This window comes from Streptomyces sp. NPDC007872 (assembly GCF_042868165.1).
GTDB lineage: Bacteria > Actinomycetota > Actinomycetes > Streptomycetales > Streptomycetaceae > Streptomyces.
Window position 1 is genome coordinate 124,816 of record NZ_JBIAEA010000005.1, and the last position, 18,169, is coordinate 142,984.

Below are 18,169 nucleotides of genomic sequence, written 5' to 3' on the forward strand. Positions count from 1 at the left end.
TCCGTCGTGTTCCTACTCGCCCCGGGCCACCATCACCTCGATGCCGGCGACCAGGACGTCGAGGGCGTACGCGAAGTCCCGGTCCCAGATGTCGCTGACGCTGCCGTGCGAGGCCCGCTCGTCGAGCAGCTCCGTCATCGGTTCGAGCACCTCCATGAACTGCGCGTCGTCGCGGAAGGCCTTGAGCGACTCCCCGTAGAAGTCGTCCTGCGACATGTGGGCCTCCGCCGCCCGCCGCTGGAACTGCGACTCGATCGTCCCGTAGCCGTACACGAACTGGAAGACCGCCGACATCGCGCTCGGGTGGCGGTGCACCGGCAGTCCGGTGTCCCGGATCGCCTCGTGGATCCGGGCGCCGACGGCGACCGAGTTCGGCCCGATGTTCAGGTACTTGCCGGCGCACGGCGACATCCACGGGTGGCGGACCAGCATCCCCCGGTACTCCAGGGCCAGCGTCCGGAGCCGGTCGCGCCAGTCGCCGGTGGTGCCGACCGCGACGAGGTCGACCTCCGCGTAGACGGAGTCGACGGCGTACTCGATGATGTCGTCCTTGGTGTCCACGTACCAGTAGAGCGACATGGCCGTGACGCCGAGCTCGGTCGCGAGCTTGCGCATCGAGAGGCCGTTCAGGCCCTCCTCGTCGAGCATCCGGATCGCGGCGGCGACGATCCGGTCCCGGTCGAGACCGGCCGGGCCGCTCCCGCGGCGGGGGGCCCGGTTCTCCAGCCAGACGCTGGAACGCGCCGGGTCCTTGGCCCGGTCGGCTGCCTTGACCATCGCGTTCCTCCGTCTGTCAGCGGTCCGTGACCATGCTAGGCAGCCGCCGCCGGATGCGGAGCCTCGGTCTTCTCCGCGCCCTTCCCCGCGGCCTTCTCCGCCCGCCCGGCCCGCGCGAGCAGGACCGCGGCGAGCAGACCGCCCGCGAAGACGGCGACCGCGCCGACCAGTTGGCTGGTCTGGAGGCCGGAGGCGAAGGCGTCGGAGATCCGCGCCCGCTCGGCGTCGCTCCCGGCCGCCGCGAGGGCCGCGGGCAGCGAGGTCGCGGTGACGGTGACGAGGGCGGCGAAGCGCGCGTTCAGCACGGCTCCGAGGACGGCGACGCCCAGGCCGTTGCCGAACTCGGCGAGGGTGCCGTTGACGCCCGCGCCCACGCCGGCCTTCTCCGGCGGGATCGCGCTCATGATGGCGTTGGCCATGGCCGGGTTGGAGACCGCGAGGCCGACGCCCATCAGGACCAGGCCCAGGAGCATCCCCCAGTAGCTGCTGTTCGTGCCGCCGCCGATCAGGGCGATCGAGGCGAGACCGGCCGCGACGAGGGTCATGCCGACGGCCACGGTCGGCGCGGTGCCGAGCTTCACCACGATCCGCGGGCCGACGCCGCTGAGGTTGAGCACGACCACGGTCAGGGCGAGCGGCGCCATCCGCAGACCGGCCTCCAGCGGCTCGTAGCCGAGGACGAACTGCAGGTGCTGGGTGAGCAGGAAGAGCGAGCCGCCCAGGCCGAACATGACCAGGATCGCGCCCGCGACCGCGCCGACGAACTTCTGGTTGCGGAAGAAGTGCATGTCGAGCATCGGGTACGGGACGTGCAGCTCCCACCGGGCGAAGGCGGCGAGGACGGCGACGCCGATGCCCGCCGGGACCAGCACCTCGGCGGAGGTCCAGCCGTGCTCGGGGCCGGTGATGATGGCGTACACGGCGGCGGTCATGCCGACGGTGGAGAGCAGCGCGCCGACCAGGTCGGGCCGCTCGCCCTGGGGGTTCTTGGACTCGGGGACCAGCTTGACGACGGCGATCAGGCCGACGAGCGCGACCGGGATGTTGACCAGGAAGATCATCCCCCACCAGAAGTGGTCGAGGAGGACGCCGCCGATCAGCGGTCCGGCGGCGAAGCCGAGCGAGCTGACCGTGGCCCACAGCGCGATGGCCTTGACCCGCTCGGAGTCGTCGAAGATCTGCATGACGACGGCGAGGGTGGTGGTCATGAGCAGTGCGCCGCCGATGCCCATGCCCGCGCGGGCGGCGATGAGCTGCGCGGCGGATCCGGCGAGCCCGGCGGCGAGCGAGCCGAGGCCGAAGAGCGCGAGTCCGGCGGCGAGGAGCTTCTTGCGGCCGTAGCGGTCGGCGGCGTTTCCGGCGGTCAGGAGCAGACCGGACTGGACGAGCGAGTACGCGTTGATCATCCACTGGATGTCGGCGGTGGAGGCGTGGAGTTCCGAGGTCAGCGAGGGGATGGCGACGCCGAGCACGGTGTTGTCGAGCAGCACGGTGAGCTGGGCCAGGCAGATGACGCCGAGGATCAGCCAGCGCTGCGGGTGGCCGCCGGTGGCGGCGGACGGTTCGTTCGCGGCGGTCGTCGCCGTCATGGAAGCGCTCCTTGTACGGTGTACGGGACTGGGTCACGTACACCGTACAAGGGCTTCTCTTACACCGTATAGGGATTATTTCCGGCCGCTGCTTTCGGCCAGGCCTTCTTGTTCTTCGGTCAGGCCTTCTTGGTGAGGTCGTAGAAGGTGGCGCCGCCGATCGTGACCTTCTCGAAGGTCTTCGCGACCCAGGAGGAGATCTCGGAGTTGCCTCCCATGCCGCCGCCCGTGCCACCTCCCCTGCCGCCGGTGCGCCCGTCGCTCTCGCCCGTGTCCTCGCCGCCGCTTCCGATGAAGTAGTGGATCTTCCCTTCGGCGACGTACTGCTCGAACTGCGCGAGCGTCGGGGACGGGTCGCTGCCGTTGAAGCCGCCGATCGCCATGACCGGCTTCTCCGTGGCGAGTTGGTAGCTGGCCGCGTTCTGGGCGCCGACCGTGGCAGCGACCCAGGTGTAGGAGCCGGCGTCCTTCAGGAGCGCCGCCTCGGCCTCCGCATCGACGTTCGCGCCGTTGAGGAGACCGCCCATGCCGCCACCGCCGAAGCCGGGGCGCTCGCCGCGCGTGCCCTGGAAGCCACCCTGGGGCATGCCTTGGGGCGGGATGCCGCCGGGCATCCGGCCCTGGCCCTGGTTCTGGCCCCGGCTTTGGCCTTGGCCACCGGGGCCGCCGGGCATCTGACCGTTCTGACCTCCCTGGCCGTTCTGACCGTTCTGGCCGTTCTGTCCTCCCGGGAACGCCGTTCCGCCCTCCGGCATCCCGCCGCCGAAGCCGCCCGGCATGCGACCGCCGAAGCCGCCCGGGCCCCGGCCGCCCGCCGGGCCCGCCGTCACGATGGAGCCCTGGTGACCGGTGCCCACCGTCGCCAGGGTGTACGCGAAGGGGCCTGCGAGGCCCGCCGCCAGGCCGAGGCCCGCCGCCGCGAGCCCGAGGCGCCGGTCGACCCGGCCCGCGACGAGGAGCCCGGCGGTCGCGACGGCGCCCCCCACCAGGACCGCCCAGCGCAGCCACGGCAGCCAGTCCGGCGTACGGCCGAGCAGCGTCCAGGCCCACCAGGCCGACACCGCCGCCGTCACCGCGAGCGCCGCCGAGGCGGCGAACCGGGTGCGCTCCTCCCACAGCACGGAGGTGCCCATGCCGACGAGCGCCGCCACGTACGGGGCCAGGGCGATCGTGTAGTACTCGTGGAAGATGCCGGCCATGAAGCTGAAGACCGCGAGGGTCATGAGCAGCGAGCCGCCCCACGCCAGGAACGCCGAGCGCGCGGTGTCCGTCCGGGGCGCCCGCCGGGTGACGACGAGCCCCGCGACGAGCAGGAGCAGCGCGGCCGGGAGCAGCCAGGAGATCTGGCCGCCGACCGAGTCGTTGAACATCCGGCCGATCCCGGTCTCGCCCCACCGGCCGCCGCCCATGCCCCCGCCGGGGCCTCCGCCGCCGCCCACGCTGCCGGTCTCGTCGCCGTTGATCCGGCCGAGGCCGTTGTAGCCGAAGGTCAGCTCCAGGAAGCTGTTGTTCTGCGAGCCTCCGACGTACGGGCGGGAGGACGCCGGCCACAGTTCGACCAGGGCCACCCACCACCCCGCCGAGACCAGCATCGCGAGCCCGGCGAGGCCGAGGCGGCCGATCCGGCGCCCGATCCCGCCCGGCGCGCACACCGCGTACACGAGGGCGAGCGGCGGCAGGATCAGGAAGGCCTGGAGGGTCTTCGCGAGGAACGCGAACCCGAAGGCCACCCCCGCCCCCACCAGCCACTTCGCCGCGCCCGGCCGGTCTTCCAGGGCGCGCAGCACCCCGTACACGGCGACCGTCATGAGCAGGGCGAGCAGCGCGTCCGGGTTGTTGAAGCGGAACATCAGGGCGGCGACCGGCGTCAGCGCCAGGACCACGCCCGCGATCAGGCCCGCGGCCGCGCCGAACCGGCGCCGGACGGCCGCGTACAGGACGCCGACCGTGGCCACGCCCATGAGCACCTCGGGCACGAGGATCTGCCAGGAGCCGAGGCCGAAGAGGCGGACCGAGAGCGCCATCGGCCAGAGGGCGGCCGGCGGCTTGTCGACGGTGATGGCGTTGGCCGCGTCGAGGGAGCCGAAGAAGAAGGCCTTCCAGCTCTCCCCGCCGGCCTGGACGGCCGCCGAGTAGAAGGAGTTGGCGTAGCCGGAGGCGCCCAGGTTCCACAGGTAGAGCACGCCGGTCACGACGAGCAGGCCGAGGAAGGCGGGACGGACCCAGGGGGCGTCCTCGGCGCGGCCGCGCCAGAGGCGGGCGAGCCGGGCGGTCCCGGTGCTCCCGGTACTCCCGGTACTCCCGGTGCTCCCGGGCAAGGCGGCGGGGGCCGCGGAGTTCAGGGTGGTCATCGTTCGTTCCTCGCGGTGGGTTCGTTCCTCGCGGCGGCCCGCTCGGGGAAGACCCAGAGCCGGAAGAGGAGGAAGCGCAGGACGGTCGCGGCGAGGTTGGCCACGATCAGGACGGCCAGCTCGGTGGAATGTGACGGGTCTCCGGTCGCCGCGCCGAGGGCGGCGAGCGACCCGCTCGTCAGGGCCAGGCCGATGGCGAAGACCACGAGCCCCTGCGCCTGGTGGCGGACGGCCCGGTCCCGGCCCCGCACCCCGAAGGTGAGGCGCCGGTTGGCCGCCGTGTTGGCGACGGCCGAGACGAGGAGTGCCCCGGCGTTGGCGAACTGCGGGCCGAGGCCGAGCCGGAAGGCCGAGTACAGCGCCAGGTAGAAGAGCGTGGACAGGACCCCGACCACGCAGAAGCCGACCAGTTGGCGGGCGAGACCGCCGGGCACGCCGCTGAGATCGCGGTCCCGGGGGTCGTCCCCGAACGGCCGGGCGAGCCGGTCGAGCGGCAGCGAACCGGTCGCGAGGGCCCGTCCCACCCGCCAGACGCCCTTGAGGTCGTCCGTCGCCGTCTTCACGATGTGCACGGTCGAGTCGGGGTCGTCGACCCAGTCGACCGGCACCTCGTGGATGCGCAGGCCGGCCCGCTCGGCGAGGACCAGCATCTCGGTGTCGAAGAACCAGCCGGTGTCCTCGACCATCGGGAGCAGCCGCTCGGCGACCTCGCGCCGTATGGCCTTGAACCCGCACTGCGCGTCCGAGAACCGGGCCGCGAGCGAGGAGCGCAGGATCAGGTTGTACGCGCGGGAGACGAACTCCCGCTTCGGGCCGCGCACCACCCGCGAGGAGCGGGAGAGCCGGGAGCCGATCGCCAGGTCCGAGTGGCCGGAGATGAGCGGCGCGACCAGCGGGAGCAGCGCGTTCAGGTCGGTGGACAGGTCGACGTCCATGTAGGCCAGGACGGGCGCGTCCGACGCCGACCACACCGTGCGCAGGGCCCGCCCGCGCCCCTTCTGTTCGAGGCGTACGGAACGCACGCCGGGCATCTCGTCGGCGAGGGCCGCGGCGACGGCGGGCGTCGTGTCGGTGGAGGCGTTGTCGGCGACGGTGATGCGGAAGCCGTACGGGAAGGTCCGGGAGAGGTGCTCGTGGAGCCGGCGGACGCACGGCTCCAGGTCCTTCTCCTCGTTGTAGACGGGGATCACCACGTCCAGGACGGGCCCTCCGGCGACGTCCACGGGCAGGTGTTCCCGGGCGGGCAGGGCGCCGGGCACGGGCCGCGCGATCGTTGGGGTTCGCATGCCACAGACCCTCGCCGGGGCGGCTGTCACGCCTGTGTGCTGAGCCTGTGCCCCGCCTGTGAGTCTTCGCGCGGGCCGTCGTCCGGGTCCTGTCCGGCCCCGGGCCGCCGGTCGGGGCCCAGGGGCAGCCGGACGGTGAAGACGGTCCGGCCGGGGGCGCTCGCCACCGTCACCCCGCCGCCGTGGGCGAGGACGACCGCGCGGACGATCGCGAGGCCGAGGCCGGTGGAGCCGGCGGTGCGGGAGCGGGAGGCGTCGCCGCGCGCGAACCGTTCGAAGACGGAGGGCAGGAGCGCCTCCGGGACGCCGGGCCCGTCGTCCTCGACCTCCACGAGCGCGTCCGTCCCCTCCGCGCGGACGCGGGCGGTGACCCCGGTGCCGAGCGGGGTGTGGGTACGGGCGTTGGCGAGGAGGTTGACGAGCACCTGCTGGATCCGGGCGCCGTCTCCCCGCACCCGCACCTCCGCCCCGTCCTCGGGGAGTTCGAGGCCCCAGTGGTGGTCGGGCCCGGCGGCGCGGGCGTCGCTCACGGAGTCCAGGACGAGGGCGACGAGGTCGACGGGCTCGGACGAGAGGGGGCGTCCTGCGTCGAGCCGGGCGAGCAGCAGCAGGTCTTCCACCAGGCCCGTCATCCGGGTCGCCTCCGACTCGATCCGGCCGAGCGCGTGCCGGGTGTCGGGCCCGCACTCCTCGCGGCCGCGCCGGGTCAGCTCCGCGTACCCCCGGATCGAGGCGAGCGGGGTGCGCAGCTCGTGGCTGGCGTCCGCGACGAACTGCCGGACCCGGGTCTCGCTCCGCTGGCGCGCGTCGAGGGCCGAGTGGACGTGGTCGAGCATCCGGTTGAGGGCCGCGCCGACCTGGCCGACCTCCGTGCGCGGATCGGCCTCCGTCTCCGGGACCCGCTGGTGGAGCGCCACCTCGCCGCTGTGCAGCGGGAGCCGGGCGACCTGGCGGGCGGTGGCGGCGACCCGCCGCAGCGGACGCAGGGCCACCCCGACGAGCACGGTCCCGGCGAGCGAGGCCGCGACGAGCCCGGCACCGGTGACGCTCAGCTCGACCAGGACGAGGGTGGAGAGGGCGTCGTCGACCTCGGTGAGCGGGATGCCGGTGAGGAAGGCGCCCCGGCTGCCCTCCGCGGACGCGACCCGGTAGGAGCCGAGGCCGCCGGGCAGCTCCACGGTGTGCGGCTCGCCGTCGCGCGGGACGGCGGCGAGGGCGGCCCGCTGCTCCGCGTCCAGCTCCTCGACGGGGAACCTCGGCCCGTCCGTACCGCTGGTGCCGGGCACCTCCGTCGAGTACCCGGCGGAGGTGACCTCGCCGTCGGTGAGGACCGCGCCGAGGGTCCCTATCGGGGCGCCCGGACCGCCGAGGAAGGCGAACGGCTCCCGGCCCCGGCCGGGATCGGGCACGGACATGACGACGGGCGGCCCGGCGGCCCGCTGGGACAGCCCCCGGACCTGCTCGTCGGCCTGGTCGTACAGGTACGAACGGAACGCGATCGTCGTGACCGTGCCGATGACGGCCGCGACGACCGCGATCAGCGCGACCGCCGACACGACGAGCCGGGTGCGCAGCGACCACGGCCGCCGCGCACCCCGGAGCGGCCGCGCGCCCCGGAACAGCCGCGCATCCCGGAGCGACCGCAGGCCTCGGGACGGCCGTAGCTCTCGGAACAGCCGCAGGCCTCGGGGCGGCCGTGGAGCGTGGGACACCGGCCGCTACTCCCCCGGCTTGATGAGATAACCCGCCCCGCGCCGGGTGTGGATCATCGGGGAGCGCCCCGCGTCGATCTTCCGGCGCAGATAGGAGATGTAGAGCTCGACCACATTGGCCTGGCCGCCGAAGTCGTACGACCAGACCCGGTCGAGGATCTGCGCCTTGCTGAGCACCCGGCGCGGATTGCGCATGAGGTAGCGCAGCAGCTCGAACTCGGTCGCCGTGAGGTGGATCGAGTCGCCGCCCCGGGTGACCTCGTGGCTGTCCTCGTCGAGGGTCAGGTCCCCGACGGTCAGCAGGGATTCGCTGCGCGCCTGCGCGGCCCCGGACCGGCGGATGAGGCCGCGCAGCCGGGCCACCACCTCCTCCAGGCTGAAGGGCTTGGTCACGTAGTCGTCGCCGCCCGCCGTGAGCCCGGCGATCCGGTCCTCCACGGCGTCCTTCGCCGTCAGGAAGAGCACCGGGACGTCGGGCATCTCGCGCCGGATCGAACCGAGCAGGCTCAGCCCGTCGGCGTCGGGCAGCATCATGTCGAGGATCACGGCGTCGGGCCGGAACTCGCGCACGGAACGCAGGGCGGTGGCCCCGTCCCCGGCGCTCATGACCTGCCAGCCCTCGTAGCGCAGGGCCATGGAGAGCAGTTCGGTGAGCGAGGCCTCGTCGTCGACGACGAGGACCCGGACGGCGGTCCCGTCGGCGCGGAGCATGTCGGCGCGGGTGCCGGTGCGGGCACCGGTACGGGTGCCGGCGCGGTTGCTCGTACGGTGTGAGGTGACGGTCATGGCACCCAGGCTGACCACCGCCACTGAAAGGCCCCTTGCGCTTTCCTGTGAATTCCCTGAGAAACGGCCGCCGTCGACGAGCGTCCACCAGGGCCGGTTTCACGTGAAACAGCACGCTCTGTGGCTCATCGAGCCGGTTTCACGTGAAACATCGCGGCGCCGTTCTCGTACAGCACCTTCCGGAGCCAGTCGTCCCCGAGCCCGAGCCGTTCGAGGGCGTGGAGCTGATGGGCGTACGGATACGGGATGTTGGGGAAGTCCGAGCCGAGGAGGACGCGGTCGCCGAGGTCGAGCAGCCGCTTGTGCTCCTCCTCGGGAAAGGGCGCGAGCCGCTCGCTGAAGTCGGTGAACGCCATGGTGGTGTCGAGGTGGACGCCCTCGTGCCGCTCGGCGAGCGAGAGGAAGTCCCCGTACTCGGGCATCCCCATGTGCGCGACGATCACCCGCAGCCGGGGGTGGCGGGCGAGCAGCCGCTCCATGGGGCCGGGGCCGGTGAAGTTCCCCGGGGTGGGCCCGGAGCCGCAGTGGACGACGACGGGGGTGCCGCTGTCCGCGAGGCTCCCCCACACCCCGTCGATCCGTTCGTCGTTCGGGTCGAACCCTCCGACCTGGAGGTGCACCTTGAAGACGCGGGCCCCGGCGTCGAGCGCCTCCCGGACATAGGCGTCGACCCCCGGCTCGGGGAAGAAGGTCGCGGTGTGCAGACAGTCGGGGGTACGGGCGGCGAAGTCGGCGGCCCAGGAGTTCAGCCAGGCGCCCATGCCGGGCTTGTGCGGATAGAGCATCGCGGTGAAGGCGACCGCTCCGAACCCGCGCAGGAGGGCGAGTCTGCGGTCCTCCTCCTCGCGGTAGGTGATGGGCCACTCCAGACCGGTCAGCGGACCGACGGCGTCGAAGTAGGCCCAGACCTTGTCGAGGACGTTCTTCGGCATGAAGTGCGTGTGCACGTCGACGAGTCCGGGGATCCCGAGCCGCGCGAGGAGGGCGGGTATGTCGACGAGCCCGACCTCTCCGCCCGTACCGCCGTGCGCGTTCGTGCTGCCGTGCGCGTTCGTGCTGCCGTGCGTCTTCGTGCCGTCGTACTCGCTCGCACCGTCATGCGCGTTCATAGCCGTAACTCCGCTCGACCCTGCCGATGTGGACGCTGTAACTGTCGTACCAGTGCTCCCGCCCGTGCGCCTTGGCCTCCTGGTGCGCGCTGTGGAGGCGCCAGGCGTCGAGGGACTCCAGGTCGCGGAAGTAGGCGACGGTGATGCCGATGCCGCCGGGGGTGCGGGCGAACTCGTAACCGAGGTAGCCGGGGATCGCCTCGACGGCCGCCTGCATCCGGGAGGCGGTCTCGGCGTACCCCTCGGGCGCGTCGGGCCGAACCGAGGTGAAGACAGCGGTGTAGTAGGGCGGTTCGATGCCCGCCACCAGTTTCGGGGTCATGCGATCACCCTCGTGGGGGCCGGGCGGGGATGTCCACGGCCCTCGGCCAAAGGGATCCAAGACTTTACGCAGCGCAGCAGGGCAGGGCAGGGCGCAGCAGGGCAGGGCGGCGGTGAGGCCCTTCGGGCAACCGCCCCGACGAGCCGTCTCAGAAGGGCCGTCTCAGAAGGGTCCTCTCAGAAGAGCTCCCCCTGCTCGTTCGGATCGTCCGCAGGAGCCGCCGCCGTCACCGGCACGGAGAAGCCGTCTCCTCCGTCGGCCTTCTGGAGGACCCAGCCGCCCATGAGCCGGGTGTCGAGGGCGAGACAGCGCCCGTCGGGGGCGAGGAGGTGCAGATCGGGTCCGGCGGCGGCGAGCAGCCGCCCGGTGACGGTGCCGCCGTCGGTCAGCTCGGTGACCGTGCCGGCGAGCGGCGGCAGCCCGTCGAGGTGGAAGGCCCCGGCGTGGTCGCGCGGGGCGAACTCCAGCGGCTCCAGGGTCTCGGTCCAGCCGCCGACCTCCCGGGCCCGCCGGTACAGCTCCTCGACCTCCCCGGCCCGGTCGGCGGCGGGCGGCAGTGCTTGCCGGGCGGCCCGCTTGCGCTCGTACGCCACCCGGTCGGGCACGCCGAGCGCCTGCCGCAGGACCTCCTCGGTGCGCCGGGCGGCCATCAGCGGTCCCCGGCCGAGCCAACTGAACGCGACGGCTCCCTGCTCCAGGAGCCGGGCTTCGCCCCGGGCCTCGGCGGTGATCCCCACCTTGGTCATGCCGGGCCCGAACCAGGCCAGGTAGACGCGGTACGGCTGGGGGTCGTCCGCGACGGTGTCGGCCGCGACCGAGTGGGCCCGGTCGAGCCGCGCGCACTCCGCGCACCGCCCGCCGGTGGCCCGGCCGGGGACGGCGGCCTCCAGGGGGCAGGGGTTGCCCCGGGCACCCGGGCAGCGCCGTACCCCGGCAGCACGGAAGGCGAGCGGTTGCCCGTACGCGAGCGCGCTGACCTTCCCGCCCTGCCACCGCAGCCCCGGCACTCCGCCGCTCCAGGTGATCCCCCGGCACCGCCACTCCACGCCCACGCCTCCCCGACCCCGTTCCGTACGCTCCGGGTGTCCAGTCTCCGCCGAGCCACCGTCCGGCACTCCCGCGTCGAAGCGCCGCGACTCAGGGCAGGACGTAGATCCGCGTCCCGTCCGGATCGGGTTCCCCGACCTGCCTCATGCAGCCGCGTTCGAGGAGGAGCCGTACGCAGTCGCGGACGCGCTCGCCGGAGAGGCCGGTGCGGCGGGTGACGTCCTGGGTCCGGTAGCGCACCCCGCCCCGGACGAGCCCGGGGGCGAGACAACGGGCGACCGTCCGCACGTCCCCGGTGATGGCCCAGGACTCGACGAGCTCCTGCGGGCTGAGCGCGACGGCGGAGCCGGTGCGCTGGCGGGGCACGGCGAGCCGCTCGAGGGATTCGGCGACCCTCGAGAGGCTCTGCCGGGTCTCGCGGAGCAGCTCCGCGTACTCGACCTGCTCGGCGTGCGCGAAGGTTCCCTCGTCGAACCGCCCCTCCAGGCGCACGAGGACGTCGACGAGTTCCGGCGGGAGCAGGAAACCGGCGTGCACCGGGGAGGGTTCGAGCCCGTACCCGCCGTAGCGCTGGACCGACGCCACGACCTCGGCCACCCACGCCCGGAACGGTCCGGCCTCCGGTCTCCGGCAGGCCCCGACGAGCTGGACGAGCCCCTGGAGGCTCACCATTCGCGCCGACGCGCGGACCCCGCACCGGCGGAGGTACGCGTCGTCGCCGGCGACCTCCCGCGCGGACGCCAGGCACTCCTCGGGCAGCGCCACCGTCCGCAGGGCCTCCCTGGTCCCCGCGTACCCCAGCCGTTTCGCCACGTCCACCACCGGGAACCAGTGGGTCCCGTCCGACGCGGTCAGCCTCCGCAGGCGCTCCCCGGTGGCGGCGTACACCACGTCATCGATGTCGATCGCGTCCATCGACCATCACCTCCGTTTCGCAAGCTAGTCCGAAGGCATATTCAACTGACATGCAAATAAGACAGGTTCACCCAAAAGGGGAAGGGCCCGAGGATTCCTCCGGGCCCTTCCCCCGCTCCGTACCGCCTACTTGGCGACGAACTGCGTGAGGATCGCCTGCACCTCGTAGATGTCGACCCCCTTGGTGAAGGTCTTCTGAACGGGGAGCTGGCTGCCCGAGATCCAGATCTTCAGCTCGGCGTCGAGGTCGAAGGTGCCGGCGGTCTCGACGGCGAAGTGGGTGATGCTCCGGTACGGGATCGAGTGGTACTCGACCTTCTTGCCGGTGATCCCCTGCTTGTCGACCAGCACGAGCCGCCGGTCGGTGAAGAAGATCGTGTCCCGGATCAGCAGGGACGCGGCGTGCACCTGCTCCCCCTGCCCGAGCAGCCGCGCGAAGTCCTGCTGCGCCTGCGCCGGATCGATCGCGTGCGCGTTCCCGAAGAGCGCCATGTCCCAACCCCCTGTACGACGGAAGAACGATCACTCGACCCTAACCGCCCCACCACCGAGAAGCACGGCTGCCCCGTCCACGCCGCCCTTCCCCCGAGGGGCGGCCCGTCGACGGGACGCGCGGATCAGGCCGTCATCCGCGCGTGGCGACGACGAGGCCGGCGAGCGCGAGCACGGGCGAGAAGAGGAAGACGACGCCGCCCGTGAGCCGGAAGAACCAGGCGCCGAATCGCGACGGCCGCGTCAGCCCCATGTCCAGCGTCCGCGCCGCGGTCACGGTCCTGACGGCGTTGCGCCGCACGACCGCCTTGTCCGCCGCGCCCCGCACGTTGAAGAGGAACATCGCCCCCCACACCGTGCCCGCCAGCCCCAGTACGAACAGCGCGACACCCACGACCACAGCCCCATCCCCTCCCCTGAGAACCGCCGTGACCGGCGGCCGTCCGAGGATGATGCCAGGCCGACCCGCGAGCGGGTACGGGCAATTCCCCCTCGCCGCGGCCGATGGCACCGCCGGCCTCCGCCATGCGCCGCACAACGCGAGAGGCCCGGACTCTCGTCCGGGCCTCTCGTCCATGTGCACTCGGCAGGATTCGAACCTGCAACCTTCTGATCCGTAGTCAGATGCTCTATCCGTTAAGCTACGAGTGCTTGTTCTTTGGTTTTCGTCTTCGCTCCCCGGTCTTTCGACCCGCTCGCGGCGACAGGAAGAACATTACATGACTGCCGCCGCCATGTGAAATCCGATTGCCCCACCCCTTGTGACCTGCGGAAACGTCGCGACAGGGAGTGCCGGGGGCGCGGAGGGCGGGTCCCGGGAAACGGCCGAAGCCCCGGCCTTGGGGCCGGGGCTTCGGTGTGGGGCGGAGGCGGAGGGATTTGAACCCTCGATGGGCTTTAAGACCCAAACCGCATTAGCAGTGCGGCGCCATAGACCGGACTAGGCGACGCCTCCATGCACCTCACGCATGCGCGGGTGGTGCGTGCAGATGATGACACAGGCGAACCGGCTGTCACCAATCGATTCTCACCGTACTAGCCCTCCGGGGTCCAGGGCAAAGCCCACCGGCGCGCGTACGGGCCCGCGCGCCCGCCCGGCGCACTCCCCCTCCGCGCCCTCCGCGCTCCCTCCCGCACTCCCCCTCCGCGCAACGCCGTCGCGTCCGGAGCGTTAGACGGGGCGGGCGCGTCGTGCGCCCGTGCCGCCGTGTCCGCCGTGCACCCGTGTCCGCCGTGCTCCCGTGCTCCCGCGCTCCTGGAGATCCGCATGCTGCGCCGCCTCGTCCTCGCGACCCTCGCCACCACCGCCGCCGGGTCCGCCGGTCTCGGGCCCCTGCCGCCGCTGCCGCTGTTCCCGGCGCCGGCGCCCGACGCCCTGACCGTGGCGATCTCCGGAAGCGGCCACCCCGAGGCCGACGGCACCTTCGAGCTGAGGTGCGGCGAGCGGCCCGGGGGCGACCACCCGGCCGCCGAGCGCGCCTGCGAGCGCCTGGACCGGCTCGCGGCGGCGGACGAGGACCCGTTCCGGCCCGTCCCCGAGGACCGGATGTGCGCACAGGTGTACGGCGGGCCCGTCCTCGCACGGGTGACCGGCACCTGGCGGGGCCACGAGGTCGACGCCCGCTTCTCCCGCGCGAACGGGTGCGAGATCGACCGCTGGGAGAATCTGGAACCCGTCCTTCCCCTCGTCCGGGGATGACGCCCGGGGTGACGTACGAGGTGGCGTACGGGGATGACGTGCGGAGATGCCGTGTGGGGACGGCGGTCGGGGGCGACGTCCGGGAGTGCCGGCCGGAGGCTCCCTTAGACTCCCTTCAGTGACAGGCCACGGTCCGAGGGGCAAGATGGGGCCGGCCGGTCGACAGGCCAAGCGCGTGCAGTGCGTCAGGGAGGAAGCGTCGTCGTGAGCAGCAGGCCATCCCGAGGCGCTGCTCGCCTCGCAGCCATACTCGACGCCCTCCCCGACGGCCTCGTGCTCGTCAACTGCAACGGCACGGTCGTCAACGCCAACACCATCGCCCTCGGCATGTTCGAGACGCCCGGCACCGCCCTCGTCGGGCGCGGCCTCCTCGACCTCCTGCCGGACTTCGACTCGCGCCTCATCCCCGGCTCCATGCGCCGCCCGGACAACACCGACGAGCAGGGCCGCACCAAGCCGGCCCGGATGGTCGCCCGCCGCACCGACGGCGGCGAGTTCCCCGTCGAGGTGACCAGCGCCAGCCTGGAGGACGGCCGCGAGGCCTACGACTCGTACGGCGGCTACACCGGCGACGAGCTGCTCATGCTGGTCGTGCGCGACCTCACCGGCACCCTCGACACCGAGGCCGAACTCGCCCGCTCGCAGCGGCAGACCGAGATGATCCTGCGCGCCGCCTCCGAGGGCGTCGTCGGCACGGACACCGACGGCCGGGTCGTCCTCGTCAACCCCGCCGCCGCGCAGATCCTCGGCCACCGCGCCGGCGAGCTCGGCGGCCGGGAGCTGCACCCGCTGATCCTCGCCAAGCGCGCCGACGGCGAACCCTTCCCGTACGAGGAGTCGCCGCTCGCGGACACCCTCAAGTCCGGGCGGAAGCACCGCGTGCGCGGGCAGGTCCTGTGGACGAAGAAGGGCGAGCGGGTCCCGGTCGACCTGACGACCGCTCCGGTGCGCGACGGGGACCAGCTCGTCGGCGCGGTGATGACCTTCACCGACCGCAGGCCGTACGAGCAGCTCGCCGAGCAGCACGCCGCCGAGCTCGCCGATCGCGCCGAGCGCGCGGCGGCGGAACGGGAGGCCCAGCAGGAGCGGTACGCCTCGCTCGCCGCCCGCCACGAGCAGCTCACGGCCGTCCTCGCCGAGTCGCTGCGCGGTCCCCTGGAGGAGCTGCGCACCCGGCTCGGCGCCCTCGCCGCCGACGACGCCGGACAACTCTGGCCCGAGGCCAACCAGGTCCTCCACCACCTCACCGCCGGGTACGCCCGGATGACGGCGCTCGTGGACAACGTCCTGGGCTACCAGCGGCTCGACGCGGGCGCGGAGAAGCTCGACAAGCGCGTCACGCTCCTCGACGGGGTGGTGTCCGCCGGCATCGACGGGGCCGTCGAGCTGATCGGTCCCGGCCGCGCGCAGTTCGCCGTGCACACCCCGCCCATCGAGGCCGAGGTGGACCCGGCCCGGCTCGCGACCGCCCTCGCGCACCTCGTCGCGGACGTCGCGGGCGTCGACGCGACCGGCAGGAACCGGGCCGCCGTCCCGGGCGCCGGGCCCGCCGACTCCACGATCGTCGTGGCGGCCGCGCGGCGCGGCGATGTCGTACGGATCGAGGTCCGCGGCCCGTACGCGGGCGGCGACCCGGTCCACGGGCCCGTCGTGCGCGGGATCGTGGCGGCGCACGGCGGCGTCGTGCAGACCCACGAGGTGCCGGGCACGAGCGGCGGCGCGTACGTCCTCGAAGTGCCGATCGGCGCGGGCCGGGGCACGGTCCCGGCGCCCGCTCCCCGGAACGACGCGCAGACGGGCGGCCGGGAGGCCCTCGCGCTGCCCGCGCAGGCCTCGGCGCCGGTCGCCGAGCCCCCCGCCGCCGCTCCCGCCCCGGACACGGAGGCGGGCGGAGGACGACGACGTGCCCGGCGCGGCTCGACGGACGCCTTCCTGGAGAGCGCGGTCGCGACCGGGGGCGACGCCCCGTCCGGCGCCGAGCCCAGCGGGCGCCGCCGTGCCCGTACGGGAGGAACCGCCGCGGCCGATCTGATCCCGGCCCAGCAGAACGCGCCCACAGCCCTCGGGGGCCCGGCCGTGCAGGCCTCCCCGGCCGCCCCGGTCTCCCCTGCCGCTTCGCCCGTCGAGCCCACCGGGCGCCGTCGGGGGCGGCCCGCCGAGGGTTCCGTCGTGACCGCCGCCGAGGGGGCGCAGGGGCGTGCCGCGCTCGGCGCGGCCGTGCCGCCGCAGGGCGTCGCCGTCGACCCCGCGGGCGTTCCCGCGCCCGCTCCCTCCCCCGCCCTGGCCCTGCCGGCCGTCGCTTCCGAAGAGGCTCCGGCGCAGCCGAGCGGACGCCGCCGGCGCGCGCTGGCCGCCGCGCAGGAGCGGGCGGCCGCGGCCGAGGCCGGCCCCCGGACCCCGTTCGCGCTGCCGCCCGCCGACGCCGACCGCGAAGTGCCCCTGCCCGCCGCACCGGTGACCGGCCCGCCGGCCGGTATGCCCGCTGGTCCTTCGGCCGGTATGCCTGCCGGTCCGTCGACCGGTCCGATCGGTCCGGTCGGTCCGCTGCCGGTTTCGGACGAGGGGCAGCACGAGGCCGTACGGGGCGTCCCGGGCGCCGACCACACGCCGCCGCAGCCCCACCCGCACGTCCACGCCCAGGCGCCGGGCGCCTCCGTTCCGCTGCCCGCGAGCGACCCCGCGACCGGTCCTGTGCCCGCGCCCGCCGGGCCGACCGGACGGCGCAGGGCCGTAGCGCCGCCGGCTCCGGAACCGCAGCCGCAGCCGCAGCCCGGCAACGGGACCGGCACCGGCTCCGTACCGCTGCCGCCCGAGCTGCCCATGTCCAGGGAGTCCACCCAGGGGCGGGCGTTCAGCGTCCGGACCCTCGGGCAGGGCGTCCCCTTCGTGCCCCCGGCCCCCGCCTCCCCGGCCCACCCGGCCCCGGTACCGGCGACCTCTCCGGCTCCGGCCGCGCCCGGTGCGGCCGTCGCGCCCGTCACGCCCGGCGTACCCGCCGCGCCCTCCAACGGCTCCGGGCGGCGGCGCAAGCTCGCCACCCCGCCCGAGGTCGACCCGCCGGCCCCGACGGCGCTCCCCGCGCCGACCGGGACCGAGGCCGAGCCGCACCCGCAGACCCAGGCACCGGCACAGACGACGGCCCCGGCGCATCCGGAGGCGCAGTCCCGGGCGGAGGCCGCCTCCGAGGGCCGGGCGTACGCCATAGGAGCGCCCGCCGAGGGCTCCGCCGAGGGTCCCGAGCCGCTCGACGGTCCCGGCGGCGCGGTCGAGGTCGCCAACCGGCCCGCCCCGCGCCCCGTCGACGACGAGCTGCCCCCGGAGCCCCTCGACAACCCGCGCCGGCTGCTCGTCTGGCCCGCGCCCGACGTCTCCACCCAGCAGGCGCTGAGCGACCGCGGCTACCGGCCGGTGATCGTGCACTCCCGCGAGGAGGTCGACGCGCAGATCGCCGCCTTCCCGGCCGCGCTCTTCGTCGACCCGCTGACCGGCCCCATCACCCGTACCGCCCTCCAGTCCCTGCGCCAGGCGGCCGTCGCCGCCGAGGTGCCGGTGCTGCTCGCGGCCGGGCTCGGGCAGGCGACCCGCGAGGCGGCGTACGGCGCCGATCCGGCCGTGCTCCTCAAGGCGCTCGCGCCGCGCGACAGCGAGCAGCACCCGTCCCGGGTCCTGCTGATCGAGGAGAACGAGGACATCGCGGAGGCGCTCGCGGCCACCCTGGAGCGGCGCGGGATGCAGGTGGCGCGGGCGGCCACGGACTCCGAGGCGGTCACGCTCGCCACGCAGACGCGGCCGAACCTGGTGGTGATGGACCTGATGCAGGTGCGCCGCCGCCGGGCCGGGATCATCGACTGGCTGCGGGCGAACGGGCAGCTCAACCGCACCCCGCTCGTCGTCTACACCTCGGCCGACCTCGTCGGGGAGGAGCTGCCGAAGCTGTCCTCCGGCGAGACGGTCCTCTTCCTCGCCGAGCGGTCGAACAGCGCCGAGGTTCAGGCCCGGATCGTCGACCTGCTCGCGAAGATCGGCACCAACTAGTACGCATCGGCACGAAAGAGGGGGAGGGCGCCGGGCGCCCTCCCCCTCC

At 73.8% G+C, this 18,169-nt stretch carries 14 protein-coding genes and 2 tRNA genes; 2 read left to right on the forward strand and 14 right to left on the reverse strand.

Going from position 1 to position 18,169, the window contains the following annotated elements:
- Nucleotides 1-12: 12 nt before the first annotated feature.
- The 14 genes from ACFYNX_RS19190 to ACFYNX_RS19255 all read right to left on the reverse strand — a co-directional run bounded on the left by ACFYNX_RS19190 (nucleotide 13) and on the right by ACFYNX_RS19255 (nucleotide 13,341).
- The gene (locus ACFYNX_RS19190) at nucleotides 13-777 is read right to left on the reverse strand and encodes a TetR/AcrR family transcriptional regulator C-terminal domain-containing protein (protein WP_365544561.1); all 765 of its coding nucleotides are present in this window, start codon (nucleotides 775-777) and stop codon (nucleotides 13-15) included.
- A 35-nt stretch (nucleotides 778-812) separates the two neighbouring features.
- Complete coding sequence (locus ACFYNX_RS19195) at nucleotides 813-2,366, reverse strand: MFS transporter (RefSeq protein ID WP_365544564.1); 1,554 nt, start codon at nucleotides 2,364-2,366, stop codon at nucleotides 813-815.
- Between the two features lie 119 nt (nucleotides 2,367-2,485).
- On the reverse strand, nucleotides 2,486-4,717 hold the full coding sequence (locus ACFYNX_RS19200; protein WP_388662741.1) for an ArnT family glycosyltransferase: 2,232 nt from the start codon (nucleotides 4,715-4,717) through the stop codon (nucleotides 2,486-2,488).
- Nucleotides 4,714-6,003 (reverse strand): bifunctional glycosyltransferase family 2/GtrA family protein, encoded by a 1,290-nt coding sequence (locus tag ACFYNX_RS19205; protein ID WP_365544570.1) that lies wholly within the window; start codon nucleotides 6,001-6,003, stop codon nucleotides 4,714-4,716. The genes ACFYNX_RS19200 and ACFYNX_RS19205 overlap by 4 nt, the downstream gene beginning before the upstream one ends.
- A gap of 26 nt (nucleotides 6,004-6,029) precedes the next feature.
- Entirely contained in the window at nucleotides 6,030-7,625 is a 1,596-nt protein-coding gene (locus tag ACFYNX_RS19210; protein WP_388663390.1) for a sensor histidine kinase, read from the reverse strand.
- A gap of 96 nt (nucleotides 7,626-7,721) precedes the next feature.
- Nucleotides 7,722-8,426 (reverse strand): response regulator transcription factor, encoded by a 705-nt coding sequence (locus ACFYNX_RS19215; RefSeq protein WP_185893301.1) that lies wholly within the window; start codon nucleotides 8,424-8,426, stop codon nucleotides 7,722-7,724.
- 200 nt (nucleotides 8,427-8,626) lie between these two features.
- On the reverse strand, nucleotides 8,627-9,610 hold the full coding sequence (locus tag ACFYNX_RS19220; protein ID WP_388662744.1) for an amidohydrolase family protein: 984 nt from the start codon (nucleotides 9,608-9,610) through the stop codon (nucleotides 8,627-8,629).
- Nucleotides 9,597-9,932: an antibiotic biosynthesis monooxygenase gene (locus ACFYNX_RS19225; RefSeq protein WP_365544579.1), complete on the reverse strand. Its 336-nt coding sequence runs from the start codon at nucleotides 9,930-9,932 to the stop codon at nucleotides 9,597-9,599. The genes ACFYNX_RS19220 and ACFYNX_RS19225 overlap by 14 nt, the downstream gene beginning before the upstream one ends.
- A 176-nt stretch (nucleotides 9,933-10,108) precedes the next feature.
- On the reverse strand, nucleotides 10,109-10,978 hold the full coding sequence (locus tag ACFYNX_RS19230) for a DUF2797 domain-containing protein (RefSeq protein ID WP_388662746.1): 870 nt from the start codon (nucleotides 10,976-10,978) through the stop codon (nucleotides 10,109-10,111).
- 91 nt (nucleotides 10,979-11,069) lie between these two features.
- Nucleotides 11,070-11,894 carry a BRO family protein gene (locus ACFYNX_RS19235; RefSeq protein WP_388662748.1) on the reverse strand — a complete coding sequence of 275 codons (825 nt, stop codon included), beginning with the start codon at nucleotides 11,892-11,894 and terminating at the stop codon, nucleotides 11,070-11,072.
- A gap of 126 nt (nucleotides 11,895-12,020) precedes the next feature.
- On the reverse strand, nucleotides 12,021-12,386 hold the full coding sequence (locus ACFYNX_RS19240; RefSeq protein ID WP_388662750.1) for a PH domain-containing protein: 366 nt from the start codon (nucleotides 12,384-12,386) through the stop codon (nucleotides 12,021-12,023).
- A gap of 133 nt (nucleotides 12,387-12,519) precedes the next feature.
- Nucleotides 12,520-12,780 (reverse strand): hypothetical protein, encoded by a 261-nt coding sequence (locus ACFYNX_RS19245; RefSeq protein WP_388662752.1) that lies wholly within the window; start codon nucleotides 12,778-12,780, stop codon nucleotides 12,520-12,522.
- Nucleotides 12,781-12,964: 184 nt separating this feature from the next.
- Nucleotides 12,965-13,037: transfer RNA gene (locus ACFYNX_RS19250), tRNA-Arg, on the reverse strand.
- A gap of 213 nt (nucleotides 13,038-13,250) precedes the next feature.
- Nucleotides 13,251-13,341 (reverse strand) — tRNA-Ser (locus ACFYNX_RS19255).
- Between the two features lie 312 nt (nucleotides 13,342-13,653).
- Between ACFYNX_RS19255 and ACFYNX_RS19260 the strand changes: the two genes are divergently transcribed.
- Nucleotides 13,654-14,085 carry an SSI family serine proteinase inhibitor gene (locus ACFYNX_RS19260; protein ID WP_365544780.1) on the forward strand — a complete coding sequence of 144 codons (432 nt, stop codon included), beginning with the start codon at nucleotides 13,654-13,656 and terminating at the stop codon, nucleotides 14,083-14,085.
- 204 nt (nucleotides 14,086-14,289) lie between these two features.
- Nucleotides 14,290-18,120, forward strand: coding sequence for a PAS domain-containing protein (locus ACFYNX_RS19265; RefSeq protein WP_388662754.1), 3,831 nt, complete (start codon nucleotides 14,290-14,292; stop codon nucleotides 18,118-18,120).
- The last annotated feature ends 49 nt before the right edge of the window (nucleotides 18,121-18,169 follow it).

Coding starts and splice junctions, on each gene's coding strand:
- ACFYNX_RS19190 (WP_365544561.1), bottom strand. CDS start 777: ATGGTCAAGGCAGCCGACCGGGCCAAGGACCCGGCGCGTTCCAGCGTC.
- ACFYNX_RS19195 (WP_365544564.1), bottom strand. CDS start 2,366: ATGACGGCGACGACCGCCGCGAACGAACCGTCCGCCGCCACCGGCGGC.
- ACFYNX_RS19200 (WP_388662741.1), bottom strand. CDS start 4,717: ATGACCACCCTGAACTCCGCGGCCCCCGCCGCCTTGCCCGGGAGCACC.
- ACFYNX_RS19205 (WP_365544570.1), bottom strand. CDS start 6,003: ATGCGAACCCCAACGATCGCGCGGCCCGTGCCCGGCGCCCTGCCCGCC.
- ACFYNX_RS19215 (WP_185893301.1), bottom strand. CDS start 8,426: ATGCTCCGCGCCGACGGGACCGCCGTCCGGGTCCTCGTCGTCGACGAC.
- ACFYNX_RS19220 (WP_388662744.1), bottom strand. CDS start 9,610: ATGAACGCGCATGACGGTGCGAGCGAGTACGACGGCACGAAGACGCAC.
- ACFYNX_RS19225 (WP_365544579.1), bottom strand. CDS start 9,932: ATGACCCCGAAACTGGTGGCGGGCATCGAACCGCCCTACTACACCGCT.
- ACFYNX_RS19235 (WP_388662748.1), bottom strand. CDS start 11,894: ATGGACGCGATCGACATCGATGACGTGGTGTACGCCGCCACCGGGGAG.
- ACFYNX_RS19240 (WP_388662750.1), bottom strand. CDS start 12,386: ATGGCGCTCTTCGGGAACGCGCACGCGATCGATCCGGCGCAGGCGCAG.
- ACFYNX_RS19260 (WP_365544780.1), top strand. CDS start 13,654: ATGCTGCGCCGCCTCGTCCTCGCGACCCTCGCCACCACCGCCGCCGGG.